The sequence below is a fragment of the uncultured Pigmentiphaga sp. genome (genome assembly GCF_937950555.1).
Taxonomy (GTDB): Bacteria; Pseudomonadota; Gammaproteobacteria; order Burkholderiales; family Burkholderiaceae_B; genus Pigmentiphaga.
In genome coordinates this window covers 16388-41671 of the sequence record NZ_CALFCW010000012.1, presented here as the reverse complement: position 1 = coordinate 41671, position 25284 = coordinate 16388, and the positions used below count along the sequence as shown (strand labels likewise).

The 25284-nt window shown below is 67.0% G+C and carries 23 protein-coding genes; 18 read left to right on the top strand and 5 right to left on the bottom strand.

The features are described 5' to 3' along the window. Positions 1–47: 47 nt before the first annotated feature. The 6 genes from glyQ to gloA are packed head-to-tail and all read left to right on the top strand — an operon-like array spanning position 48 to position 5793. Positions 48–947 (top strand): glycine--tRNA ligase subunit alpha, encoded by a 900-nt coding sequence (glyQ, locus tag Q0319_RS01740; protein ID WP_296462890.1) that lies wholly within the window; start codon positions 48–50, stop codon positions 945–947. Continuing rightward, on the top strand, positions 947–3076 hold the full coding sequence (gene glyS / locus Q0319_RS01735; protein ID WP_299450507.1) for a glycine--tRNA ligase subunit beta: 2130 nt from the start codon (positions 947–949) through the stop codon (positions 3074–3076). The genes glyQ and glyS overlap by 1 nt, the downstream gene beginning before the upstream one ends. 3 nt (positions 3077–3079) lie before the next feature. Continuing rightward, positions 3080–3655, top strand: coding sequence for a D-glycero-beta-D-manno-heptose 1,7-bisphosphate 7-phosphatase (gmhB, locus tag Q0319_RS01730; RefSeq protein WP_299450505.1), 576 nt, complete (start codon positions 3080–3082; stop codon positions 3653–3655). Positions 3656–3658: 3 nt separating this feature from the next. Next, positions 3659–4402, top strand: coding sequence for a lysophospholipid acyltransferase family protein (locus tag Q0319_RS01725; protein WP_296462899.1), 744 nt, complete (start codon positions 3659–3661; stop codon positions 4400–4402). A gap of 37 nt (positions 4403–4439) precedes the next feature. Next, positions 4440–5351: a SprT family zinc-dependent metalloprotease gene (locus Q0319_RS01720; RefSeq protein ID WP_296462902.1), complete on the top strand. Its 912-nt coding sequence runs from the start codon at positions 4440–4442 to the stop codon at positions 5349–5351. A gap of 46 nt (positions 5352–5397) precedes the next feature. Beyond that, entirely contained in the window at positions 5398–5793 is a 396-nt protein-coding gene (gene gloA / locus Q0319_RS01715) for a lactoylglutathione lyase (protein ID WP_296462905.1), read from the top strand. Positions 5794–5800: 7 nt separating this feature from the next. On the opposite strand, the gene Q0319_RS01710 is transcribed toward gloA, so the two are convergent. Continuing rightward, the gene (locus Q0319_RS01710; protein WP_296462909.1) at positions 5801–6958 is read right to left on the bottom strand and encodes an FAD-dependent oxidoreductase; all 1158 of its coding nucleotides are present in this window, start codon (positions 6956–6958) and stop codon (positions 5801–5803) included. 131 nt (positions 6959–7089) lie between these two features. Between Q0319_RS01710 and Q0319_RS01705 the strand changes: the two genes are divergently transcribed. Both Q0319_RS01705 and Q0319_RS01700 read left to right on the top strand, forming a co-directional pair. Then, the gene (locus Q0319_RS01705; RefSeq protein ID WP_299450502.1) at positions 7090–8031 is read left to right on the top strand and encodes an AraC family transcriptional regulator; all 942 of its coding nucleotides are present in this window, start codon (positions 7090–7092) and stop codon (positions 8029–8031) included. Positions 8032–8109: 78 nt separating this feature from the next. Then, positions 8110–9339 (top strand): spore maturation protein, encoded by a 1230-nt coding sequence (locus Q0319_RS01700; protein ID WP_296466174.1) that lies wholly within the window; start codon positions 8110–8112, stop codon positions 9337–9339. Between the two features lie 16 nt (positions 9340–9355). Here Q0319_RS01700 and rsmA read toward each other — a convergent pair whose 3' ends face one another. From rsmA to Q0319_RS01680, 4 genes are read right to left on the bottom strand one after another with little or no spacing between them, the layout of a single operon-like run. Further along, a complete protein-coding gene (gene rsmA, locus Q0319_RS01695; protein WP_296466171.1) occupies positions 9356–10153 on the bottom strand; it encodes a 16S rRNA (adenine(1518)-N(6)/adenine(1519)-N(6))-dimethyltransferase RsmA in 798 nt (265 codons plus the stop codon). Then, entirely contained in the window at positions 10150–11145 is a 996-nt protein-coding gene (gene pdxA, locus Q0319_RS01690) for a 4-hydroxythreonine-4-phosphate dehydrogenase PdxA (RefSeq protein WP_296466168.1), read from the bottom strand. Before pdxA ends, rsmA begins: the two co-directional genes overlap by 4 nt. Positions 11146–11153: 8 nt before the next feature. Next, complete coding sequence (locus Q0319_RS01685; protein WP_299450498.1) at positions 11154–12635, bottom strand: peptidylprolyl isomerase; 1482 nt, start codon at positions 12633–12635, stop codon at positions 11154–11156. After that, positions 12632–14893: an LPS-assembly protein LptD gene (locus Q0319_RS01680; RefSeq protein WP_299450495.1), complete on the bottom strand. Its 2262-nt coding sequence runs from the start codon at positions 14891–14893 to the stop codon at positions 12632–12634. The genes Q0319_RS01685 and Q0319_RS01680 overlap by 4 nt, the downstream gene beginning before the upstream one ends. Before the next feature lie 163 nt (positions 14894–15056). Here Q0319_RS01680 and Q0319_RS01675 point away from each other — a divergent pair, with 163 nt between their 5' ends. The 10 genes from Q0319_RS01675 (at position 15057) to ruvB (ending at position 24905) form a co-directional block, all read left to right on the top strand. Continuing rightward, complete coding sequence (locus tag Q0319_RS01675) at positions 15057–16136, top strand: phosphotransferase (RefSeq protein WP_299450493.1); 1080 nt, start codon at positions 15057–15059, stop codon at positions 16134–16136. After that, positions 16136–16813, top strand: a complete 678-nt coding sequence (gene murU, locus Q0319_RS01670) for an N-acetylmuramate alpha-1-phosphate uridylyltransferase MurU (protein WP_299450490.1) — start codon at positions 16136–16138, stop codon at positions 16811–16813. Before Q0319_RS01675 ends, murU begins: the two co-directional genes overlap by 1 nt. A gap of 30 nt (positions 16814–16843) precedes the next feature. After that, positions 16844–18190, top strand: a complete 1347-nt coding sequence (locus Q0319_RS01665; RefSeq protein ID WP_296466154.1) for an aminopeptidase P N-terminal domain-containing protein — start codon at positions 16844–16846, stop codon at positions 18188–18190. 21 nt (positions 18191–18211) lie between these two features. After that, positions 18212–19405, top strand: coding sequence for an FAD-dependent monooxygenase (locus tag Q0319_RS01660; RefSeq protein ID WP_296466152.1), 1194 nt, complete (start codon positions 18212–18214; stop codon positions 19403–19405). 109 nt (positions 19406–19514) lie between these two features. Beyond that, positions 19515–20519 (top strand): tRNA dihydrouridine synthase DusB, encoded by a 1005-nt coding sequence (gene dusB / locus Q0319_RS01655; RefSeq protein WP_296466149.1) that lies wholly within the window; start codon positions 19515–19517, stop codon positions 20517–20519. 21 nt (positions 20520–20540) lie between these two features. After that, a complete protein-coding gene (locus Q0319_RS01650; protein WP_296466146.1) occupies positions 20541–20777 on the top strand; it encodes a helix-turn-helix domain-containing protein in 237 nt (78 codons plus the stop codon). 59 nt (positions 20778–20836) lie between these two features. Continuing rightward, the gene (purH, locus tag Q0319_RS01645; RefSeq protein ID WP_296466143.1) at positions 20837–22423 is read left to right on the top strand and encodes a bifunctional phosphoribosylaminoimidazolecarboxamide formyltransferase/IMP cyclohydrolase; all 1587 of its coding nucleotides are present in this window, start codon (positions 20837–20839) and stop codon (positions 22421–22423) included. A gap of 9 nt (positions 22424–22432) precedes the next feature. Next, on the top strand, positions 22433–22978 hold the full coding sequence (gene ruvC / locus Q0319_RS01640) for a crossover junction endodeoxyribonuclease RuvC (protein WP_296466141.1): 546 nt from the start codon (positions 22433–22435) through the stop codon (positions 22976–22978). Between the two features lie 43 nt (positions 22979–23021). Continuing rightward, complete coding sequence (gene ruvA, locus Q0319_RS01635) at positions 23022–23597, top strand: Holliday junction branch migration protein RuvA (protein ID WP_296466139.1); 576 nt, start codon at positions 23022–23024, stop codon at positions 23595–23597. 240 nt (positions 23598–23837) lie between these two features. Further along, entirely contained in the window at positions 23838–24905 is a 1068-nt protein-coding gene (gene ruvB, locus Q0319_RS01630) for a Holliday junction branch migration DNA helicase RuvB (RefSeq protein ID WP_296466137.1), read from the top strand. The last annotated feature ends 379 nt before the right edge of the window (positions 24906–25284 follow it).

Here is a 25284-nt window from a genome sequence, read left to right as displayed (position 1 = left end):
GTTTGGCCGGGCCGATGGCCGCACGCGGCCGCATTGATTCCAAGACCATGCTGACATTTCAACAGATCATCCTCCGACTCCAGGAGTACTGGAGCCAGCAAGGCTGCGCCCTGCTGCAGCCCTACGACATGGAAGTCGGCGCCGGCACCTCGCACACCGCCACGTTCCTGAGGGCCCTGGGGCCCGAACCCTGGCGCGCCGCCTACGTCCAGCCCTCGCGCCGCCCCAAGGACGGCCGCTACGGCGAGAACCCCAACCGCCTGCAGCACTATTACCAGTACCAGGTGGTGCTCAAGCCCTCGCCGCCTAACATCCTGGACCTCTACATCGGCTCGCTGGAGGCACTGGGCATCGACCCCAAGGAACATGACATCCGTTTCGTGGAAGACGACTGGGAGAATCCCACGCTGGGCGCGTGGGGCCTGGGCTGGGAAGTCTGGCTCAACGGCATGGAAGTGACGCAATTCACCTACTTCCAACAAGTCGGCGGCATCGATTGCAAGCCCATCATGGGCGAGATTACCTACGGCCTGGAGCGCCTCGCCATGTACCTGCAGGGCGTGGAAAGCGTCTACGACCTCGTGTGGACGCAAGCGCCCGACGGTACGCGCGTGACGTACGGCGATGTCTACCACCAGAACGAAGTGGAACAGTCCAGCTACAACTTCGAGCACTCTTCGCCCGAGATCCTGTTCCGCCACTTCAACGACTACGAAGCCCAGGCCAAGCGGCTGGTTGAGGTGCCGCTCGCGCTGCCGGCCTATGAGATGGTGTTGAAGGCCGCGCACACGTTCAACCTACTGGATGCCCGCGGCGCCATCAGCGTCACCGAACGGGCCGCCTACATCGGCCGCATCCGCAACCTGTCGCGCGCCATCGCGCAGGCTTACTACGACTCACGAGAACGACTGGGCTTTCCCATGCTTGCACGCAAGGAGGCCGCGTAATGTCGGCCGCTCAACCCCTCCTGCTGGAACTGTTCACCGAGGAACTCCCGCCCAAGGCCCTGAACCGGCTGGGGCAGGCCTTCGCCGACGGCATTGCGGCCGGGCTGCAAAGCCGCGGGCTGCTGGCCGGCGGCAATGCCGTGACGGCTTACGCCACCCCGCGGCGCCTGGCCGTCCACCTGTCGGCCGTGCTGCCCCAGGCCGCCGATACCGAATACTCCGAAAAGCTGATGCCCGTGTCCGTGGGCCTGACGGCCGACGGACAAGCTACGCCGGCCCTGTTGAAGAAATTGGCCGCCAAGGGCTTGCAATCGGTCGACGTCGCGAGCCTGGCGCGCGAATCGGACGGCAAGAATGAGCAGCTCGTCTATCGCGGCATCGCCAAGGGCGCCGCGCTGCAAGCCGCGCTGCAGACCGTGCTGGAAGAAACGCTCGGCAAGCTGCCCATCCCCAAGGTCATGAGCTACCAGCTCGCCGACGGCACGACCACTGTCCGCTTCGTTCGTCCGGCGCACGGACTCGTCGCGCTGCACGGCGATCGGGTCGTGGACGTGACCGCGCTCGGGCTGCGGGCAGGACGCTCCACCTACGGCCACCGCTTCCAGTCCGAGGGCCCGATCGAGCTCGCCTCGGCCGACGCCTACGAAGACCGCCTGCGCGAGCAAGGGCGCGTCATCGCATCGTTCGCCAAGCGGCGCGACGCCATCGAGCGGCAATTGCGCGACCAGGCCGCCCGCCTCGGCGCCTCGCTGGGGGATGAAGCCGACGTAGCTGCCCTGCTCGACGAGGTGTGTGCCCTGGTGGAATACCCCACGGTTTATGTGGGCGAGTTCGAGTCCGAATTCCTGGCCGTGCCGCAGGAATGCCTGATCCTGACCATGCGGCTGAACCAGAAATATTTCCCGCTGTTCGACGCCGCGACCGGCAAGCTGACGCATCGCTTCTTGATCGTCAGCAACATGGAGCTGGCCGACCCCTCCAACATCATCGAGGGCAATCAGCGGGTGGTGCGCCCGCGCCTGGCAGACGCACGCTTCTTCTTCGAGACCGACAAGAAAGTGCCCCTGGCCGAGCGCGTGGAACAGCTCGGCACCGTCGTGTATCACAACAAACTGGGTTCGCAGCTCGAACGCTCGCAACGCGTCCGTGCGCTGGCGCGCTGGGTAGCCCAAGCCATCGGCGCCGACCCCGGCCGCGCCGACCGCGCCGCCTTGCTCGCCAAGGCGGACCTGGTGACCGGCATGGTGGGTGAGTTCCCGGAACTCCAGGGCATCATGGGCGCGTACTACGCCGAAGCCGACGGCGAAGCGCCGGACGTGGTGGAAGCCATCCGCCAGCAATACCGCATCCGCCTGGAAGCGCCCGTGACCGATGCCAGCGCCACGGCAGCCGCGCTGTTCCTGGCTGAGCGCGCGGAAACGCTGCTCGGTATCTGGAGCATCGGCCTCGCCCCCACCGGCGACAAAGATCCGTACGGCCTGCGCCGGGCGGCCCTGGGCCTGATCAGCGCCTTCGAGCAGCTGGAGGCCGGCGGACGTCTCGCGGGCGACTCGGCGCTGACGCTCGATGCCCTGCTCGCGCAGGCCGCAGCGGGCTTTGCCACCCCGCCCACGCCGAAACAAATTGACGAGGTCCGCGCCTTCATCTTCGAGCGGTACCGCAACCAGCTCGCAGGACAGTTCGACCGCGCCGCGGTCGATGCCGTGATCGCCGTCGCACCGCCGCTCGCCCAGGTGCCCGCCCGGGTGCGGGCCGTGGTGGCCTTCTCCGCGCTGCCCGAAGCCGCTGCGCTGGCCGCCGCCAACAAGCGCATCGGCAACATCTTGAAGAAGGTCGAAGGCGACCCCGGGCAGGTGAACGAGGCGCTGCTCGCCGAACCGGCCGAGAAGGCACTGGCCGAATCCGTGCGCACGCTCCGGCCGCAGGCCGAAGGCAAGTTCGCGCAAGGGGACTTCGCGGGCGCGCTGTCGGTGTTGTCGCAGGCCCGCGGCCCGGTCGACGCTTTCTTCGCCGACGTCATGGTCATGGCCGAAGATCCTGCGATCCGGGCCAACCGGCTGGCACTCCTGGCCGAGTTGCACCGCGTCATGAACCACGTGGCCGATTTGTCTCGCCTGGCGGCTGCCTAAACGATGCCAAGCGTCCTGACTCGTCCCAAGCTGGTGATCCTGGACCGCGACGGCGTCATCAACCAGGACAGCCCCGACTTCATCAAGTCGCCCGACGAATGGATCCCATTGCCCGGTGCGCTCGAAGCCATCGCGCGCATCAACCAGGCGGGATACCGCGTGGTCGTGGCAAGCAACCAATCGGGGCTGGGCCGCGGCTTGTTCGACGCGGCCACGCTCAACGCCATCCATGCCAAGCTCAAGGCCCAGTTGGCCAAGGTGGGTGGCGTCATCGACGCCATCTTCGTTTGCCCGCACGCACCCGACGCCGGCTGCGACTGCCGCAAGCCGCTGCCGGGCATGTACCGCGAGATTGCGCGGCGCTTCGAAATCGACCTGCACGGCGTTCCCTCGGTGGGCGATTCGGCGCGCGACCTCGAAGCCGCGGCGGCTGCAGGCTGTACGCCCTGGCTGGTCCTGACCGGAAACGGCCCCAAGACGCTGGCCAAGGGCAACCTGCCGCCGGGCACCGTCGTTTGGAAGGACCTCAGTGCGGTCGCCGATGCGCTGGAGGCGTCCGCCCAGCCCGAGGAACACTGATTGATGCGCTGGCTACGATCGCTGCTGTATTCGATCTTTTTCATCGGCACCATGGTGCCTTACGCCATTGCCTGCGTGCTTTGGCTTCCGCTCCCCTTGCATTGGCGCTACCGGCTCACCATCGGCTGGCCCCGGCTGGTGGTGTGGGGCGCGCGCTGGATCGCCGGCATACGGTGGCGCGTCAAGGGTTGGGAGAACCTGCCCGACCGGCCCGCCATCGTACTTTCCAAGCACCAGTCGACCTGGGAAACGCTGTTCCTGGCCGGCTGGCTGCCGCACCAGATCTGCTACGTCTACAAACGCGAGCTGAATTGGATCCCCTTCTTCGGCTGGGGCCTGGCGAGCCTGAGCATGATCGCCATCGACCGCAAGAAAGGCAGCGACGCCTTCGAACAAGTCGTCACCCAGGGCCGCGAGCGCCTGGCGGCCGGTCGATGGATCGTCATGTTTCCCGAAGGCACGCGCGTCGCGCCCGGCAAGAAGGGCAAGTACAAGAGCGGCGGCGCCCGCTTCGCAGTGCGCACCGGCGCCGTGGTCGTTCCCATCGCCCACAATGCGGGCGAGTGCTGGCCGCGCAGGACGTTCGTGAAGCGCCCCGGAACCGTTACCATATCGATCGGCCCGGCCATCGATCCCCATGGCCTGACGGCGGACGAAATCAATCGCCGCGTCGAAGACTGGATCGAAGGCGAAATGCGCAGGCTCAATCCCGAACGTTATCCCGACTCCCGGAGCCACGCCGCCTGACACCGGGCACGGCTCTTCGCGAACGGATCCCAACGCCATGGCCAAACGTCCCGCTACCGCTCCCGCCGCTCGCCCGGCCCCACGGCGGGAGGCAGAACTCGCCTCCGCGCAGCTTGACCTGTTCGCCGACCTGGCGCCCGCGGACGCGCCGCTCGTCCCGGGCAGGCCGGCGCCACAGCCCCATTCGATCCAACTTCCGCCCGGCGCACGCTGGCGCGAAGTGATGGCCGAAGGGCAATTGATCCGTTTCGTGCTCCAGCGTTCTCGCCGGCGCACCATCGGTTTTCTAATCGGGGACGACGGGCTGCGGGTCACGGCACCCCGGTGGGTCGGCCTCGCCGAAATCGACGCTGCCGTGCGGGAGAAGTCCCGCTGGATCCTCTCCAAGCTGCGCGACTGGCAACAACGCAAGGAGCGGCTGGCGCTCAACCAAACGCGCTGGGAAGACGGCGGCGAGCTGCCCTATCTCGGCCGGCGCGTGGTCATGCGGCTCGATGCGCAGCGCGAGACCGGGCTCCAGAGCGTCGATCCGGACGCCCCTGCCGATGGCGACATACTATGGCTGGGCCTGCCGCACGACGCGGAAGCCGCACGCATACGCGATGCCGTCCAGGCCTGGCTGCAAGGCCGCGCGCGCAGCGTGTTCGACGCCCGCCTGCGCGAGTTCCTCGCGCGCACCGGCCTGGCGATCAAGCGCTGGAAACTGTCGTCGGCCGCGACCCGCTGGGGATCATGCACCAGCGAAGGCAGTATCCTGCTCAACTGGCGCCTGATCCATTTCCCGCTGGACATCATCGACTACGTCATCGCGCACGAACTGGCCCACCTGCGCGAAATGAACCATGGCCCGGGCTTCTGGGCCGAAGTCGGGCAGTTGCTGCCGGGTTTCGAGAGCGCGCGCGACGTACTACGGCGACACGACCCGGCCAGCCTTCCGCAATTCGATTGAAGGCCCGCACGTGCCGGGCCTCTTCCCAACTCTACGCGAGGCATCCATGCGACTACTTCACACCATGCTCCGAGTCGGCGACTTGCAGCGTTCCATCGACTTCTACACCAAGGTCCTCGGCATGCGCTTGCTGCGCCGCAAGGACTACCCCGACGGCAAGTTCACGCTCGCCTTCGTGGGCTACCAGGATGAACAGGACGGCGCCGTGATCGAGCTGACCCACAACTGGGATACCGACAAGTACGACCTCGGCAACGGCTACGGCCACATCGCCATCGAAGTCGACGACGCCTATGCCGCCTGTGAGCGCGTCCGCCAGCTGGGCGGCAAGGTCACCCGCGAGGCCGGCCCGATGAAGCACGGCAGCACCGTCATCGCCTTCGTCGAAGACCCCGACGGCTACAAGATCGAGTTCATCCAGGCCAACACCCGCCAGGACTGAGCGCCCTTCAGCGCAGGCGGTCCAGCGCGGCAAAGAAGGCGTCGACCTTGCCTTGTCCGTCGCGCCGCAGCTCGGCGTCGCGGCGCGCGCAATCGTCGGCTGCCTCCAGCGCACCGGCCTGCCCTACCTGGCGCGAGACGTCCTGCACCAGCTTGCACATGGGATGGCGGCGCGCAGCGAACGCCTGGAGCGCCTCTTCGAGCGACCCCGGCCCGGTCAGCAACTTGGCGAGCACTACCGAGTCTTCCAAGGCCATGGCACCGCCCTGCCCCATGAAAGGCGTCGAGGCATGCGCGGCGTCGCCGATGATCACCACGCGCCCGCGATGCCAGGGAACCGGGGCGATGATTTCTTCCACGGCGGTATAGAGCACCTCGCTGCCGGGGCCGAGCTGCTCGAGAAACTGCGCCGCCGGGGCGCCGAAGTGGCCGAAGCGCTCGCGCATCAGCAGGGGCCAGTCGGCGGGCTCGTACCAGGCGTCCTTGGGCTCGAGCATGACGCCGAACATGTAAAGCTTCTCGTCGCTGATCGGCATGATGCCGAGCCGCTTGCCTACGCCCATCATCATGATTTTCGCGTCGAGGCCGCGCGGGCGGTCGTGCACGCTGCGCCACACGCCGAAGCCAGAATAAACGGGCTCGATGTGCGGGAACACTTCGGCGCGGACCTGCGATCGTATGCCGTCGGCGCCGATCACCAGGTCGAATTCGCCTTGCGTCCCGTCGGACAAGTTCACGCGCATGGGGCCTTCGCCTCCGGCATCCGACATGCGCGTGACCGTCGCCCCCAGCTTGACCGTCACGCCCAGCTCGGCAATGCGGCTTGCAAGCACGCGGTGCAATTCCGCCCGCTTGATGCCTACGATGGCCGGCAGGCCTTCCGGCGAGGGGTAAACCGTCTCGACGATGAAGGTTCCGCTTTCATCGAAGTACTGATTGCGTCCGCCGCGGACGGCAAACCCCGCCTCGAGGATCTGCGGCAGCACGCCGAGGTCGCGCAGGACGCGCAAGCCATTGCTATAGATAAATAGCCCAGAGCTCTGGAACTTCCAGACCTGCTGTTTCTCCACCATGGTGACGCGCACGCCTTGCTGGGCGAGCGCGATCGCCGTCGAACATCCGGCAATGCCGGCGCCGACGATCAGGGCGTGGTCGATTCGAGGCATGATAATCTCCGTGTCGAGGCCCGTAGTGTCGGCGCAAGAGGGCAAGGCCTCAACCCTCGGGACGCCGGAACGGGGAACCGACCGTACGGAAATCGCCGCGGTCCGCCGCCAAGCCTGCCTTTCCTGCCTTCATGCATGCACGTCCCAGCGATCTCCTGAGCCGCCTGCTGACCCACTGGCGTGCCGACCGGGCGGTCACGGCCCGCTTTTCGCTCTCGGCGCCCTGGGCGTTGAGATCGGCCGGCGTCGAAGGAGCCCTGATCCGGATGTGCGCGGGCGCGCCTTACTTGCTGGCCGTGAAAGACCAAGCGCCCGAGCGCCTAGAGGCCGGCGACATCGCCATGCTGCCCCATGGCGACCCCCACACCATCTCGTCCGGGCCCGATTTGCCGCCCCAACCGTTCCAGCCGTTGATTGCGGCGCACCAGGTAGGCGCGCACGGCGACCAGCCCATCGTCTTTGCGCACGGGGGCAACGGCCCCGCCACCGAGATGTTCTCGCTGCACCTGTGGCTGCCCGACAGCCTGCGCGCGCTACCGCATGCCCTGCCCGCCCTCATCGTGATTCGCCGGAGCGAAACCCCCATGACTGCCGCGCTAGCCACGGCGATGGAATCACTCGTCAACCAAACGCTCGAGCAGCCGCCCGGCTGGCAGCTCGCCACCGCGCGCTTGGCCGATCTCCTGCTCGTCCACATCCTCGGCCAACACCTGCGCTCGCCGGCCCAGCGCCGCGCCAGCGTGTTGCGGGGCATGCAGGACCAAGGCATCGCGCGCGCCATGCAGCAGATCCACGCACACCCCGAAAAACCGTGGACCGTGGCGACGCTGGCGGCCGCGAGCTATTCGTCGCGCACGGTGTTCAGCGAGCGCTTCCGGCGGCTCGTGGGCATGACGCCCATGCAATACCTGTCCTCTTATCGCATGGTCGTGGCGGCGGAAAAACTCAAGGAACCGGGCGCGACCCCTGACGAGGTCGCGCAAGCCGTGGGCTACGAATCCGCCAAGGCTTTCTCGCGCGCTTTTCGTCGCTGGAATGGCGTCACCCCAGCCCAATATGCCCGCCGCGCCTGAGCTGGGGGAGCGAGTCGCTACAATCAGCGGGTTTGCCGGCTTCCGGCCCCACCCCGAACAGACAGCGTTTCTGCCCGCATGCTGAACAGACTCTGGCTGGGTTTCTTCCTCGCCGCGGCGGTCGCCGCCTTCGCCCGCTGGGGAGCGGGACACGATCCCTCGGTGTTCCAGTCCATGGTCGGCGCGCTCTTTGCGATGGCCAAGCTTTCGGTAGAGGTCATGGTGTTGCTGTTCGGCACCATCACGCTCTGGCTCGGCTTCCTGAAAATCGCGGAGCGGGCAGGATTGGTCGATGCGCTCGCCAGGCTGCTGGGGCCGCTCTTCGCACGGCTCATGCCCGAGGTGCCCCGCGGTCATCCTGCCGTAGGCCTCATGACCTTGAACTTCGCCGCCAACGTGCTGGGCCTGGACAACGCCGCCACGCCCATCGGCCTGCGCGCAATGAAGTCGCTGCAAACGCTCAACCCGAACAGCGCGACGGCGAGCAACGCGCAGATCTTCTTCCTGGTGATGAATGCGTCGTCCCTGACCCTGCTGCCGGTGACGATCTTCATGTACCGTGCGCAACAGGGGGCATCCGATCCCACCTTGGTTTTCCTGCCCATCCTGCTGGCGACGAGCGCCTCCACCCTGGCGGGATTCCTCGCCGTCGCCATCGTGCAGCGCCTGCGCATCTGGGATCCCGTCGTGATGGCTTGGATGGCCGCGGCCGTGTTGCTGCTCGGAGGCTTCATGGCGTTTCTCTCCACCCTCTCGGCCGCGGCGCTAGGCGCGCTTTCGTCCCTACTCGGCAACCTGACGCTGTTCGCCCTGGTCCTCGCGTTCCTCGTCGTGGGCGCCCTCAAGAAAGTGCCCGTCTACGAAAGCTTCATCGAAGGCGCGAAAGACGGCTTCGACGTGGCCAAGGGCCTGCTGCCCTATCTGGTCGCGATGCTGTGCGCCATCGGCGTGCTGCGCGCATCGGGCGCGCTGGACTTTGCGCTCGAAGGCCTGCGTGCCGCCGTGCAATGGCTGGGATTCGATACGCGTTTCGTCGACGCCCTGCCCACCGCCCTAGTCAAGCCATTTTCCGGCAGCGCAGCGCGCGCGCTGATGATCGAGTCCATGCAGAACTACGGCGTGGACAGCTTCCCGGCACTGCTCTCGGCCACGATACAGGGCAGCACCGAAACGACGTTCTACGTGCTGGCCGTGTATTTCGGCGCGGTGGGCATCCAGCGCACGCGGCATGCGGTAGGGTGCGCCCTGCTGGCCGACCTCGCGGGAGTGCTGGCGGCAATCGGCGTGTGCTATTGGTTCTTCGGCTAAAGGCTGGTTAAAGGGGCTACACGCCGTGCCCCGCACCGACCACGCCCGCCTCATGCAAGACGTCCGCCAGCGCGATGAACTGCGCCACAGAAAGCTCTTCGGCGCGCGCCGTCTCCTTCACGCCCACTTCGTCCCAGGGCACGAGCGCCGCCCACTCTCCCAGGCCGCGCCGCAACATCTTGCGGCGCTGCGCGAACGCCTTGGCCACGACGGCCGAGAATGCCGCGTCGCTACGCGCCCTCGGGCGATCCGCACCGAGCGGGATCATGCGCACCACGGCCGACACCACGCGCGGCGGCGGGTCGAAAGCCTCGGGCGGCACGTCGAACAATTTTTCCATGTCGTAGCGTGATTGGAGCATGACCGAAAGCCGGCCATAGTCGGCATCGCCTGGCTGCGCGACCATGCGGTCGATGACTTCACGCTGCAGCATGAAATGCTGGTCCCGCACCTGGTCCGCATAAGGCATCAAATGAAACAGCAACGGACTCGAGATGTTGTAGGGCAGGTTGCCGACGATCCGCAGCGGGGCGCCGAACTGCGCGAAATCCACGGTCAGCACGTCGGCTTCGGTCACTTCCAGGCGCTCGGGCGGATACTGGCTGCGCAAGCGCGCGGCAAGATCTCGATCGATCTCGATCACTTTCAGGCGGTCGACCCGCTCGAGCAGCGGGCGCGTGAGTGCGGACAGGCCGGGGCCGATCTCGACCACGTTGTCGCCGGATCGCGGGTTGACCGCACGCACGATGGATTCGGTAATGCTGTCGTCGACCAAAAAATGCTGGCCGAAGCGCTTGCGCGCCTGATGCTTCATGCGGAAACTCCGGCGCCAGCCCGGCTGCCGGCGCTGATCATTTGGATGGCGGTGACGATGGCCTGTTGCAGGCTGCCGGGATCGGCCCTGCCTGTCCCCGCCAAGTCGAGCGCGGTGCCGTGGTCCACTGAGGTGCGGACATAGGGCAGGCCCAGCGTGATGTTGACGCCATGCCCGAAGCTTGCGTGCTTGAGCACGGGCAGCCCCTGGTCGTGGTACATCGCGAGCGCCGCATCGAACCCGGCTAGATGCGCGGGCACGAACAGGGTATCGGCGGGCAAGGGTCCTTGCACATCGATGCCGGCGGCGCGTGCCCGAGCGATGGCCGGCGCAATGATGTCGATCTCCTCGCGGCCCAGATGCCCGCCCTCGCCGGCGTGCGGATTCAAGCCGCACACGGCGATGCGGGGCCGGGAAAGGCCGAAGCGGCTGCGCAGGTCGGCATCGAGGATGCCGAGCACGCGGTCGAGTGTTTCGGGGGTGATGGCATCGGGCACGGCGCGCAGCGGCAGGTGCGTGGTCGCGAGCGCCACGCGCAGGCCGCCGCCCGCCAGCATCATGACGACCTTGTCTACGCCTGCGTGTTCCTGCAGATATTCAGTGTGGCCCGAGAACGCGACGCCGGCATCATTGATCACGCCTTTGTGGACAGGAGCAGTGACAATGGCTTGCGCCTCCCCTGCCGAGACCATGCCTATGGCCATGTCCAGGGTATCGAGCACGTACTGCGCATTGGCCACCGCGAGCCGCCCCGGTTCGGACGGGACGCGCAGCGGCACATGACGCACGGCGACGCCAGGCAGCGACGTCAGGTCCACGCCGCCCCGCGCCGCGAGGAGATCCCCGTCGCCGACGAGCACGAGCTGCGTATCCGCAGGCACCTCCGCCCGCCCCCGCTGGCTGGCGAACCAAGCGGCCGCCGCGGCCGACAGCTCCGGGCCGATGCCCGCGGGCTCGCCCGTCGTCAATGCCAAGGTGCGTCGTCGGTCCATTGCGCCAGTCAAGAGGGGTTCTCTGATGGGCTGTCGCCCAGCCTGATCTCCACGTACGCTTTGTCGCGCAGCTCGCGCGCCCAGTCTTCGTAGAGTTGGTCCAGCTTGCGCTGGAACAAGGCCTGGCGGGCTGCCTGGCGTTGCCGCTCGCGCCCGACGTCCTGGGTGCGCCGCTCGATCACTTGGATGAGATGCCAGCCAAAGGGAGACTGGATGGGCTCGCTGACTTCGCCCGGCTTGAGTGCATCCATGGCACGCTCGAACTCGGGCACGGTTTCCTGCGGCGACAACCAGCCCAGGTCGCCCCCCTGGGGAGCCGAGGCATCGTTCGAATATTGACGCGCCATGTCCGCGAAATTCGCGCCGCCCTGGACGATGCGCTGGCGGATGTTCACGAGGCGTTCCCGCGCCTGCTCGGAACTGAGCACCGCGGTGGGCCGGATCAAGATGTGGCGCGCGTGGGTCTGCTGCACCGGCATGGCCGGGCTGCCCGGGCCGCCGGTGCTCTTGCGGTCGACCAGCTTGAGAATGTGAAACCCATTGCCGCTCTGGATGATTTCGCTGATGCCGCCCGGGCTCAGTTGCGAGACCGCCTCCACGAACAGCGACGGCCAGCGGTCGGCCGGGCGGGTGCCGAGGTCGCCCCCGCGTAGAGCCTCCTCGCCGTCGGACGAAGCGGCAGCCAGGCGCGCGAAATCAGCGCCATTGCGAAGTTGTTCCAGCAGCGCCTCGGCCTTGCGCCGCAGCCGGGCCACCATGTCGGACGAACTGCCCTCGGGTACCCGCACCAAGATCTGCGCCAAGGTCATTTCAGACGGCGCCGCTTCATGTTCCTCGGCAAGATAGGCGTCGATCTCGGGCTCGGAGACCTGGATCTGGCTGTCCACCGCCCGCTCGCGCAGGCGCAACAGCGTCAGCTCCTGGCGCAGGTCCTCGCGGTAGACCGAGAACGGCACGCCCTCGCGCTCGATCTGGTCCCGCATCTGTGACACCGTCACGTGGTTTTGCTCGGCAATGCGGTTGATGGCGCGATCGAGCTGCATGTCGTCGATGCGGATGCCAAGCTGGGCCGCTTCCTGGAGCTGCGTTTTCTCGACGATCATCCGTTCGAGCACCTGGCGCTCCAGGGTGTTCCGGTCGGGAGCCGGGATCTGCTGCCGCGCCAGCGTCGCCAGAGCCGTCTGCACCCGTCCATCGAGCTCGCGCCGCGTAATGACGTCGGAATTCACGATGGCCACGATCGCGTCGCCCAATTGGATACGCGACGAAGACGTCCCGCCAGGAGAGGAAGTGGCGCCCGAACCGGAAGAGGAGGACGGGCTGGAGGCGGGAGCCCCGAACGGCGCGGTCAAGGCAGGCCCGCGGCCGGACTCTCCCGGCAGCCGCAGTCCCTGCGCCGCTGCCTGCCCGCCGGCCAGCAGGGCCAGGCAGCTGAGTGCGACGCCGCACTTCGCTTTCGTCATGGTGGGCAATACCTTGAAAACCATCATTCGTACCTTTCGAACACCGTCCCTTTCTCAGGAGGCGGGTTGATGACCTGATAACCGGGAATGCTACGACGCAAGGTCGTCATCGGACTGGCCCCGATGCCGCCGAAGCCGGTCAGCTCGAGCTGGAAGAAAACTGCGGTGGTGGCGTTGTTCTTGGCCACCGCGTACCGCTGGCCGACCAGGCGGAAAGCCCAGCAACATCCGCCGTTGTATTCGATTCCGGCCACCGATTCGGCGATCCGGTTCTCGAGCAGCGAGTAATTGATGCGGCCGATGCCGAACCAGCGCGGCGCCAGCGGCCACTGGAAAGCCACGTCGATCAGCTCCTGCCCCGGCACACTGACCGACTCTCGCTTGTAGCGATAGGCGAGCGAAATGGTGCTCAGGCGCTGGGGGCTCCAGCGCGCGCCGATGGTGGACCGGGTCACGCGCTCGATCTTGGGATTGTATTGCACCGTGGTTTCGCCGCTCAGCGTGGACGTCAGCGCGCCGTACACGGAAACGAGGAAATCAGACCGTCCGTCGGAATTGGGCGCTTCGCCAGGCAACGTGACCCGTTGATCGCTGAAGTACAAACGCTGCGCCCCCATGATCCTGGCGCGCTCGACGCCGGTCTTGGGATCGAGCCAGCGCGTGGTCAGCGCGGCGGTCAGCTGGTTGGCCTCGGCGATGCGGTCCCAGCCCGCGTACAGGTTCTCGGAGAAGATCTGCGCAAAATTGAAATCCGCGAGCGCAGTGTCGTAGATGGGCAGGTTCGACTGATTGCGGTAGGGCACGCGCAGGTAGTAGAGGCGCGGCTCCAGTGTCTGCCGGGCCGGTTGGCCCAGCAGCGAGCTGTCCCTCTCGAAGATCAAGCCGGTATCCAGCGACATGATCGGCACGGTGCGCGACGCGTTGCTGGACGGCGCCCCCTGGAAGGAATCGGTGTTGTAGCGGGTAGCGTGGATGCCGATCTTGGGAATGAAGAACCCACCCGGCCGGATGATGGGATACGACACCGAGGGGTACGCGTAGGCGCGCTCCCCCGTCACCGCGTCATGGCGGCGGAAGCGCGTCGCGTCCGCCTCCAGGCGCAGGTCGAGGCCGTTCCAGTCGAAGCGCTGGCCCGTCAGGTGCAATTGCGGTTCACGGCCGTACGGCGGCACGATGGGCGCGAGCGGATCCTGGAGGGTTTGATAGCTCACTACGCGGCCGAACGCGTTCCAGTACCCCTGGTTCCAATTCAGGGTGAACGAACGCTCCAGGGTCGCCGTCGAGGCCAAGCCCGTGCCGAGCACCGACAAATCCCGGAAATACGCGTCATCCGAGGCCTTGGAGAAGTTCCAGTTGAATCCCAGGTTGGGCGACAACTGCTGGCGGTGCTGCGAACTGAACAGATAGCGGTCACGATTCGCGACACGGTCGTTCGGCAGGTAGCTCAGGCGCGTCTCGCCGCTGAACGAAGGCTCCAGGTAGCGGAACTCGCCGGAGAGCTGCAGGCCGCGGCGCAGCATCACCTTGGGCGTCAGCGTCGCATCGCGGTTCGGCGCGATGTTGAAGTAATACGGAATCGAGAACTCCGGGCCGCTCTTGCTGGTGAGCCCGAAAGTCGGCGCCAGGAATCCCGACTTGCGGTCACGCGAAATCGGGAAAGACATGATGGGCGCGGCCAGGATGGGCACGTCCTTGAAATACAGCACCCCGCCATAGCCGAGCGCCTGCCCCGAGTTGTAGTCAAAGTCCACTCTTCGCGCGCGCAGCTCCCAATCGGGATCGTCGCACGAGCAACCGGTATAGCGGACGCGCTCGGCGCGGATGCGGTTCTGGCCCAGCAGGCGAATCTGCTGCGCCGAGCCGCTGCTGCCATTCAACCCGAAGAAAAACCGCGCGTCGCTGACCTCGCCCGTCCCGCTGCTCATGTTGAGCTTCAGTCGCGGCCCAGTTAGCAGGTTGCCTTCCCGGAGCAGGCGCACGTTGCCCAGGGCCTCCAGTTCATCCTCGACCTGGTCGTATTGGATGCGGTCGCCTTTCAGGATGGTGTCGCGGCGCCGTACCTGCGCATGGCCTTCCAGCCTGACGACGTCCTGATCCTCGACGGTCAGGGAGTCCGCCTCCATGAACACCGGCAACTGGTCAGGATCGTAGGTATGCGTGCGCAGGCCGGGCGACAGGCGCAGGCCCGGCACGGAGACGCCGCCGGAAGGTGGCCCCTCTTGCGCATGGGCCAACGGCACTGTCGCAAACACGGCAAATAGGCAGAACCACCGGATCGATCGCACGGGCCTTCTGGAATCAAAACGAAAGTCGAAGAATACGCGACCCGGCGGCCGCGCGCGGTAAAAAAAGATAGCGGGCCCGCATCCTTCGGCGGGAGCCGGAGTCCTCGTCTCGGGAAGGGAGCCTTCGTTCCGGGATCCGATATCGGTCGGTATTATAGGAGGCATGAATGCCACCACCGATCTTGCCGCCGGCCCGTCCGGCGCCGATGCCCGCCTTGCGCAGCTTTCGGGCTGGATATCCGGGCTTCCTGCCGCTCTCGAGCTCAATCCTGCTTCCCTGCGCCCCGCCTCGAGCGACGCCAGCTTCCGCCGCTACTTCCGCGTCGAGATGGGCGCCGGCACAGCCGTCGTCATGGACGCCCCGCCGGGCAAGGAGGATTGCCGCCCGTTCCTGCACGTAGCCGGCCTGCTGCGCGATGCGGGTGTCCACGTGCCCGCCGTCCTCGCCCAAGACGTCGACCAAGGCTTCCTGCTGCTCTCGGACCTCGGCTTTACAACGTACTTGGACTACCTACGCGGCCAGACGACGCCGCACGACATACACCGCATCTATATGGATGCCCTGGCGTCGCTGGTGAAGTTGCAACAAAGCGCAACCACCGGGCTGGCGCGATACGACAAGCCGCGGCTCATCGCCGAGCTCGAACTATTCCCCGAGTGGTACGCCGCCCGCTACTGCGACCGCCCGCTCGACCCGCCCGAGCGAGACGCGTTGAACGGAGTCTTCGAAGCACTGGTCGACGCCAACCTCGCCCAACCTTTCGTCCTCGTCCACCGGGATTACCACTCGCCCAACCTGATGGCAACAGACCTCCCGAAGGAGGGGCCGAACTACGGCCCCAACCCGGGCGTCATCGACTTCCAGGACGCCGTGGTCGGGCCCATCACCTACGACCTCGCTTCCGTGCTGATGGACGCCCGCTTCACCTGGGACGAACCGCAGCAGCTGGACTGGGCGATCCGTTATTGGGAAATGGCCCGCAAGGCAGGACTGCCGGTGCCTGACGACTTCGCCGAGCTCCATCGCGCCTACGAGTGGATGGGGTTGCAGCGCAACCTGCGCATCCTGGGGGTGTTCGCCCGGCTCGCCCACCGCGACGGCAAGCGCCACTACCTGGATCACATCCCGCGCGTCAACGCCTATGTGCGACAGGTTGCCGAGCGTTACCTCGCCTTCAAGCCGCTGACCAAGCTGCTCGACAAGCTGGAAGGGCGCCAAGCCGCGGTGGGATACACCTTCTGATGCGCGCGATGATTCTCGCGGCTGGGCGCGGCGAGCGCATGCGCCCGCTCACCGATGCAGTCCCCAAGCCGCTTCTTCCGGCAGGCGGCAAGCCATTGATCGTCTGGCACATCGAGCGCCTCGCGGCGGCCGGATTCCAGGACATCGTGGTCAACCACGCCTGGCTAGGCGAGCAGATCGAACAGGCCTTGGGCGACGGCAGCCGCTGGGGCGTGCGGCTGCGCTACTCGGCCGAGGGCCGCGCGCTCGAGACCGCCGGCGGGATACGCCAGGCGCTGCCCCTATTGGGGGAGGCGCCGTTCCTCGTCATCAACGGTGACATCTGGACGGACTGGGATCCATCCGCCGCGCGGGCTGCCGCCCAAACGCTCGAACGCGACGAGCGGCTGGCTTGGCTCGTGCTGGTGGACAACCCGGATCATCATCCCGAAGGCGATTTTCACCTCGGTGCGGACGGCCTCGTCCGCGACCAGGAACCCCGCCTGACCTTCGCCGGAATCGGGGTTTACCGTCCCGAACTCTTTGCGTCATTGCCGGCCGGCGAACCGGCCAAGCTGGCCCCGCTGCTGCGCGCCGCCATGGCCGAAGGACGCGTGGGCGGCAGCCGGCACCCCGGCCGCTGGACCGACGTCGGCACGCCCCAGCGCCTGGCCCGGCTCGACGCGAGCCTACAATAGCCTTCAGTTATTTGCGTACGGATACGCCTCATGAGCATTCCCGCCCAGGACATCTCTCCTTTTGCCGCGCGCCGCAAACGCTTGCTGGAAGCCATGCATGCCCAGGGCGGCGGAATCGCCATCCTGCCTACCGCGCGCGAGTGCGTGCGCAACCGCGACGCGGAGTATCCCTATCGCTTCGACAGCGACTTCTTCTACCTGACAGGCTTTCCCGAACCCGAGGCCTGGATGGTGCTGGTCGCGGGAAGTCAAGACCGGCAGATCCTGTTCTGCCGGAGCAAGAACCTCGAGCGCGAAATCTGGGATGGCTACCGGATCGGCCCGGACGCAGCCGCGGAGCAGTTCGGCTTCGACCAAGCCTATCCGGTGGAATCCCTTTCGGATGAATTGCCCAAGCTCATCGCCGACCAGCCAGCGCTGTTCGTGCCGCTGGCCAGCGACCGCCTGTTCGACCTGAACCTGCGCACGTGGCTGGACAAAGTCCGGGCGATGGGCCGCTCGGGCGCCACGGTGCCGGGCCGCACCTACGATCTGCGCGCCATCCTGGCGGAAATGCGGCTCGTCAAAGATGCCAGCGAGCTCGAGACCATGCGCCGCGCCGCGGCCATCTCCGCCGGCGCGCACGTGCGGGCCATGCGCGCCGCGCGCCCGGGCATGCGGGAATACGAGATCGAGGCCGAACTGCTGCATGAGTTCCGCCGCCACGGCTCCCAGTCCGTCGCCTACAACTCCATCGTGGCCACCGGCCGCAATGCCTGCGTGCTGCATTACCGCGCCGGCGACGCCGAACTGAAAGACGGGGACTTGCTGCTCATCGACGCAGGCTGCGAATTGGACGGCTACGCCTCGGACATCACCCGCACCTTCCCCGTCAACGGACGCTTCAGCGGTCCGCAGCGGGCCCTCTACGACATCGTGCTGGAAGCGCAGCGTGCCGCCGCCTCCCGGACCCTCCCCGGCGCTCGCTGGAACGAAGGCCACGACGCCGCGGTGCGCGTCCTGGCGCAAGGGATGATCGACGAAGGACTGCTGGCCGGCTCGCTCGACGGCGTGCTGGAATCCCAGCAGTACACCCGCTTCTACATGCACCGCACCGGCCACTGGCTGGGCATGGACGTGCACGACGTGGGCGACTACCGAGAGCCGGGCCCGGCGCCTGCCGGCGACACGCAGCGGCCGTGGCGCACGCTGCGTCCGGGCATGGTGCTGACGATCGAGCCCGGCATTTACGTCCGTCCGGCAGACGACGTTCCAGAACGTTTTTGGGACATCGGCATACGCATCGAAGACGACGCCGTCGTCACCGAGACCGGGTGCGAGCTGATCACCCGGGGCGTGCCCGTCGCCGCCGACGACATCGAAGCCTTGATGAAATGAGCCCCCGGCTGCGCGCTTCGAATGCACGGCATTGACATGCACGCGGACGTTACCATCCTGGGCGGCGGCCCCGTGGGCGCCACCCTCGCGCTCCTGCTCGCCCGCGCAACGGCGCGGCCCGGAAAAATCGTGCTTTGCCGGCCGCAGCGTGCCGCCGCGCCCTCCGCCACCCCGCCTGCCGATCCGCGCGTGATGGCCCTGAACCACGGTAGCCGCGTACTGCTCGCGTCCATCGATGCCTGGCCGGCAGGCGGCGCGGACATACTCGACGTCCACGTGTCCCAGCAAGGGCGCCTGGGCCGCACGCATATCTCGCGCGACGACTTCGGCGTACCCGCGCTCGGCACCGTGCTGCCCTACCCGACCATCGTGCAAGCACTCGATGCCGCGCTCGAACGCACCGGCGTGACCATCCGGGCCGGATCCCCCGCTACCGTCCTGCGGGACGAAGGGCGACGCGCCGTCGTGCGCCAGGACGACCGGGAATGGACCACCACGGTCTGCATCCACGCCGAAGGCGGTACCTTCGACCACCAGGCGCGCAACGATTTGCACCGCAGCTACGACCAGCACGCGATCCTGGCCATCGTGCGCGCCGGGCGTCCGCGTCCCGGGTGGGCCTGGGAGCGATTCACGCGCGAAGGGCCGCTGGCGCTGCTTCCCTATCCGGCCGGGCCCACCCGCGACGCCAGCCGCTACGCCCTGGTCTGGTGCGTCCGGCCCGAACACGCCGACGAGCTCATGGCCATGGACGACGCGGCGTTCGGCCGAGCGCTCGGCAGCGCCTTCGGTTCCCGGCTCGGCGATCTCGTGCTTGCGGGCCCCCGCCATCGGTATCCGCTCGGAATCAACCTGCGCCGCCGCCTCGTCGACGGCAACCGCGTCGTCATCGGCAACGCGGCCCAGACCCTGCACCCGGTGGCGGGGCAGGGCATGAACCTGGGCCTGCGCGACGCGGCGCGCCTGGCCGAGGCCCTTGCCCCGCTGCTGCGGGACGCCGAAACGCCTGCCCCGCCCCTGCTTGCCGCCTACGCCCGCGCGCGTGCAGCCGACCGCTGGCTCACCAGCGGCCTGACGGACTTTTTGCCCCGCATATTCTCGACCGGCATGGCGCCGGTCGAACACGCCTGCGGCCTCGCCCTGCTCGGGCTGGACCTGTCCCGTACCCTGCGCGGCCCCCTCGCGCGACAATTGATGGAGGGGATCAGGGGGTGATGTAACAACTTCCCCAGCCCCGACGGCGGTACAATCGCTGCTTCCCTCAGATTTTTTTGCCCACGCGCGCCCTTCCCCTCCGTGAGTGAGGCGGATGGCGCATTCAGTCATGCGCATCGGCCCCTACGAACTCCCGAACAACGTTTTCGTCGCCCCCATGGCGGGCGTGACGGACCGTCCGTTCCGCCAATTGTGCAAGCGGCTGGGCGCGGGCCATGCGGTCTCCGAAATGGCGGCCAGCAACCCCAAGCTCTGGAACAGCGTCAAGACCTCGCGCCGCCTGGATCACGCCGGCGAAAGCGAACCCATCGCCGTCCAGATCGCCGGGAGCGACCCCGACATGATGGCCCAGGCCGCGGTCTTCAACGTGGGCAAAGGCGCGCGCATCATCGACATCAACATGGGATGCCCGGCCAAGAAAGTCTGCAACGTCGCCGCGGGCTCGGCCCTGCTGCGCGACGAAGACCTGGTCGCGCGCATCCTCGAGGCAGTCGTGCGCGCCTGCACGCCGCTCGGCGTGCCGGTCACGCTCAAGACCCGCACCGGCTGGAGCCGCGCCGAACGCAACATCCTGCGGGTGGCCCGCCGGGCCCAGGACATCGGGATCGCCGCGCTGGCCCTGCACGGCCGCACGCGCGAAGACCTCTACATGGGCGAAGCCGAATACGAAACCATCGCCCAAGTCAAGGCCGAGCTGTCCATCCCGGTCATCGCCAACGGCGACATCGACTCGCCCGAGAAGGCGCGGAAGGTGCTGGAGGCGACCGGCGCGGATGCCGTCATGATCGGCCGCGCCGCGCAGGGCCGCCCCTGGCTGTTCCGGGAAATCGATCATTACCTGCGCACGGGCTCGCTCCTACCCGGACCGACGCTCACCGAAATGCGGGAGCTGCTGCTGCAGCACCTGGACGACCACTACCGTTTCTACGGCGAATACACGGGCGTGCGCACCGCACGCAAGCACATTGGCTGGTATCTGGCTTCGCTGCCGGGCGGGCCGCAGTTCTGTGCGCAACTGAATTTGATAGAAAACACACGCGACCAATGGCACGCGGTGGCCGCCTGGTTCGATCGCTCGATCGAGCGCGACGCCGCGCCGCGGCTCGCTGCCTAGGCCGCGCATCAAGGAAGACATATGAAAGAACATACGCTTGAAGAATGCGTACGCCACACCCTGGACCGCTACTTCAAGGATCTTGACGGGGAGCCGACGAGCGGCATCTGGGACATGGTGCTGACGGCCGTCGAGCGCCCCATGCTCGAAGTCGTGCTGGAAAAGGCAGACCGCAACCAGTCGCGCGCCGCCGAGATGCTGGGCATCAACCGCAACACCCTGCGCAAGAAGCTCGACTTTTACCAAATCAAGGTCTAACTCGGCCGCCCCAATCCATTTCACGTGCCGGCCCTGGCACGCCATCTTGACTACTCAACATGAAAATCGAACGCGCGCTTCTCTCCGTTTCCGACAAATCCGGCATCGTCGACTTCGCCAGGGCCCTGCACGACCGTGGCATCCAGCTCCTGTCGACCGGGGGCACGGCCAAGCTGCTGGCCCAGGCCGGCCTGCCGGTGCAGGAGGTGTCCGACTACACCGGCTTTCCCGAAATGATGGACGGCCGTGTCAAGACGCTGCACCCGAAGATCCACGGCGGCCTGCTCGCCCGCCGCGATTCGCAGGCCCACCTCGACGCGATCGCTAGCCACGGCATCGGCCGCATCGACCTGCTGGTGGTCAACCTCTATCCCTTCCGCGAAGCCATCGCCAAACCCGGCTGCACTTTCGCCGACGCCATCGAGAACATCGACATCGGCGGCCCCGCCATGCTGCGCGCGGCAGCCAAGAACCATGGCACGGAGGCAGGCGGCGTCACCGTCGTGATCGATCCGGCCGACTACGCGCAGGTCCTTGCGGAAATCGACGCCACCGGCGGCACCTCGTACGCCCTGCGCCTGAACCTGGCCAAGAAGGTATTCGCCCACACCGCTGCCTACGACGGGGCGATCGCCAACTACCTGACCAGCCTGACCGAGGCCCCGGCCCAAGATGCCGTGCCGGCGCGCGAGGCCTACCCCGAAACCCTGACCTTCCAGGTCTCCAAGACCCAGGCCATGCGCTACGGCGAGAACCCCCATCAATCGGCCGCGTTCTACCGCGACGCAGCGCCGGCCGCCGGGTTGCTCGCCAACTACCGCCAGCTGCAGGGCAAGGAACTCTCCTACAACAACATTGCAGACGCCGACGCCGCCTGGGAGTGCGTGCGCACGTTCGAGGCACCCGCCTGCGTCATCATCAAGCACGCCAACCCCTGCGGCGTGGCGGTCTCGACCGACCCGCTGCACGCCTACCAGCAGGCATTCAAGACCGATCCGACGTCCGCGTTCGGCGGCATCATCGCCTTTAACCGTCCCGTCGATGCCGCCACGGCCCAGGCAGTGAGCAAGCAGTTCGTCGAAGTCCTGCTCGCGCCCGGCTATGACGACGGCGCGCGCGAAATCTTCTCCGCCAAGCAGAACGTGCGCCTGCTGGAAGTGCCGCTCGGCGACGGCGTCAACGCCTTCGACGTGAAACGCGTGGGAGGCGGCTGGCTCGTACAGCAGCCCGACGCCTTCAACGTGTCGCGGGACCAGCTCAAGGTCGTCACCAAGATCGCCCCCACCGAGGCCCAATTGGACGACCTGCTGTTTGCGTGGAAAGTCGCCAAGTTCGTCAAATCCAACGCCATCGTCTTCGCCGGCGGCGGCATGACCCTAGGCGTGGGCGCAGGCCAGATGAGCCGCATCGACTCCGCCCGCATCGCCTCGATCAAGGCGGAAAATGCCGGGCTGTCGCTCAAGGGCTCGGCGGTTGCGTCCGACGCCTTCTTCCCGTTCCGCGACGGCCTGGACGTGGTGGTGGACGCCGGCGCGACCTGCGTCATTCAGCCGGGCGGCAGCGTGCGCGACCCGGAAGTCATCGCCGCGGCGGACGAACGAGGCATCGCCATGGTATTTACCGGTACCCGGCACTTCCGTCATTGACATCGCATCGTGCGCATACTGGGCGTGGACCCCGGCCTGCGGCGCACCGGCTTTGGGGTAATCGAATCGAATGGTGCGCGACTGCGCTACGTCGCCAGCGGCACCATCGTGGTCCCGCCGGAGGATGACTTGTCCGTGCGGCTGAAGGTCATCCTCGACAACCTGCGGGAGGTCGTGCGCGACACCGCGCCCGACTTCGCCGCAATCGAGAAAGTCTTCGTCAACGCCAACCCGGTTTCGACCCTGCTCCTGGGCCAAGCGCGCGGCGCCGCGCTGTGCGCCCTGGCCGACAGCGGCCTCACAGTGCACGAGTACACGGCCTTGCAGATCAAGAAATCGGTCGTCGGGACGGGCCGCGCTGCCAAGGCCCAGGTGCAGGCCATGGTGCAGCACCTGCTGTCGCTGGACGGCGCACCGGCGGCGGACGCCGCCGATGCGCTTGCCTGCGCCATCTGCCATGCGCATATCGCGCCGCTCGGCGACCGCCTGCGCGAGAACGGCGCCCTGGCCCTGCGCAGCCGCGGCACCCGGCTGCGCGCGGGCAGGCTGGTCTAGGACGCCCCTGGTATGCTGCGGGAAATTCGTTGAAGGCCATTTCATGATCGGACGCCTGACCGGTATCCTCGTAGAGAAGCAACCGCCCACCATTTGCCTGGACGTCAACGGCGTGGGCTATGAACTCGACGTTCCGATGAGCACGCTGTATTCCTTGCCGGAGGTCGGATCCAAGGTCACCTTGCTGACCCACCTCGCGATCCGCGAGGACGCGCACGTGCTGTACGGTTTCGGCACGGCCGCCGAGCGGTCGACGTTCCGCGAACTCATCAAGGTCAGCGGCGTAGGCGCCAAGATCGCGCTGGCGGTGCTGTCCGGCATGACGGTGGCGGAGCTGGCGCAGGCTGTCACGCTGCAGGAAGCGGGGCGGCTGACGCGCGTGCCCGGCATCGGCAAGAAAACCGCCGAACGGCTGCTGCTGGAACTCAAAGGCAAGCTAGGGGCCGACCTCGGCGCCGCGGGTGGGGCAACGGTCTCGGACGGCCAGTCAGACATCCTCAACGCCCTGCTGGCGCTCGGCTATTCCGACCGCGAGGCCTCAGCCGCCGTCAAGAGCCTGCCCGCCGGCGTCGGCGTTTCCGAGGGCATCAAGCTGGCGCTCAAGGCCCTGGCGCGCTAGCCGGCGCATTGCCGCCCGGAATACGGAGGGACGCCACGCTCAGGACCCCGTCATCGACGACGCAGGCACTGTCGTATGGGAGTCAACCACGTGCGCGCATGATACCGGCGGCTCCAAGAGCTCCCGCCGTATCGCGAACGCGTCATGGTCCCGTTCGGCGAGCCATACGGCAAACTCGATAGCTGACGACGCCGGGCGGGAACCGGCTAACATACAGCCAGTTCAAGGCACGATACCCCCATGGCGATACAGCCCGACAAACTCTCCGCCCGCGACGACGCTTTCGACACCCGCGTCATCTCCCCCCGCGCCGCCTCCCCGAACGAGGAAGCGATAGAGCGCGCCTTGCGCCCCAAGGCGCTCGAGGAATACGTCGGGCAGCGTCGCATCCGCGACCAGCTCGAGATCTTCATCGCCGCGGCGCGCAACCGCCAGGAATCCCTGGACCACGTGCTGCTGTTCGGCCCGCCCGGCCTAGGCAAGACCACGCTGGCCCATATCATCGCCCGGGAAATGGGCGTGCAATTGCGGCAGACCTCGGGGCCCGTGCTCGAGCGGCCGGGCGACCTCGCCGCCCTGCTCACCAACCTCGAAAAAAACGACGTCCTCTTCATCGACGAGATCCACCGGCTCTCGCCCATCGTCGAAGAAATCCTCTATCCGGCGCTGGAAGACTTCCAAATCGACATCCTCATCGGCGAAGGGCCGGCCGCGCGCAGCGTCAAGCTCGACCTGCAGCCCTTCACGCTGGTGGGCGCGACCACGCGCGCGGGCATGCTGACCAACCCCCTGCGGGATCGCTTCGGCATCATCGCCCGCCTGGAGTTTTATACGCCCGAGGAACTGGCGGCCATCGTTACGCGCAGCGCGAACCTGCTCAACGCCGCCATCTCCGAAGACGGCGCCCGGGAAATCGCCCGCCGCTCGCGCGGCACGCCCCGGATCGCCAACCGGCTGCTGCGCCGGGTGCGCGACTACGCCGAGGTCAAGGCCGGCGGGCGCATCACGGGGGAAGTCGCGCATGCGGCGCTTTCCATGCTCGACGTCGACCCGGCCGGCCTGGACATCATGGACCGCAAGCTGCTGGAGGCGATCGTCTACAAATTCGACGGCGGCCCGGTCGGCCTGGACAGCTTGTCCGCAGCGATCGGCGAGGAGCGCGACACCATCGAAGACGTGATCGAACCCTACTTAATCCAGCACGGCTACGTGCAGCGCACGCCGCGCGGCCGCATCGCCACGCAGGGCACCTACCGCCACCTGGGGCTGACACCGCCCCCGCAGGCACACAGCGGCGAACTATTCTGACCGTCGCGCTCGGGAAAAAACAAGGCCCGTGCTGGGCATCCCCCAGTTCACGGGCCCGGCTGCTCCCAGCGCAGCCTCATCAAAAAAAATCGTGCCGTCGCCCATACGGTAACTAAGCACGGACACCGACACCATCAGCAAAAGGGTGGAAGCGTCGATCACCCGAACGGCGCCACCCACGCACCCGAAGCCGCACAGGCTGGCATCAACGCTTCCTCCGGTCAGACGCGCCGGCGGGGCTAAAGTTCCCCCTTTACAAGCCGTCACAATTCGTGGAAGGTTGAAAGAGGACTGCATGCCCGCAGACCACGGGTTGTTTACAATTCCCGGCCGGGACCGCCGCGGCCCCGCTCACTAGATTTCCATATCAAGGTTCGCC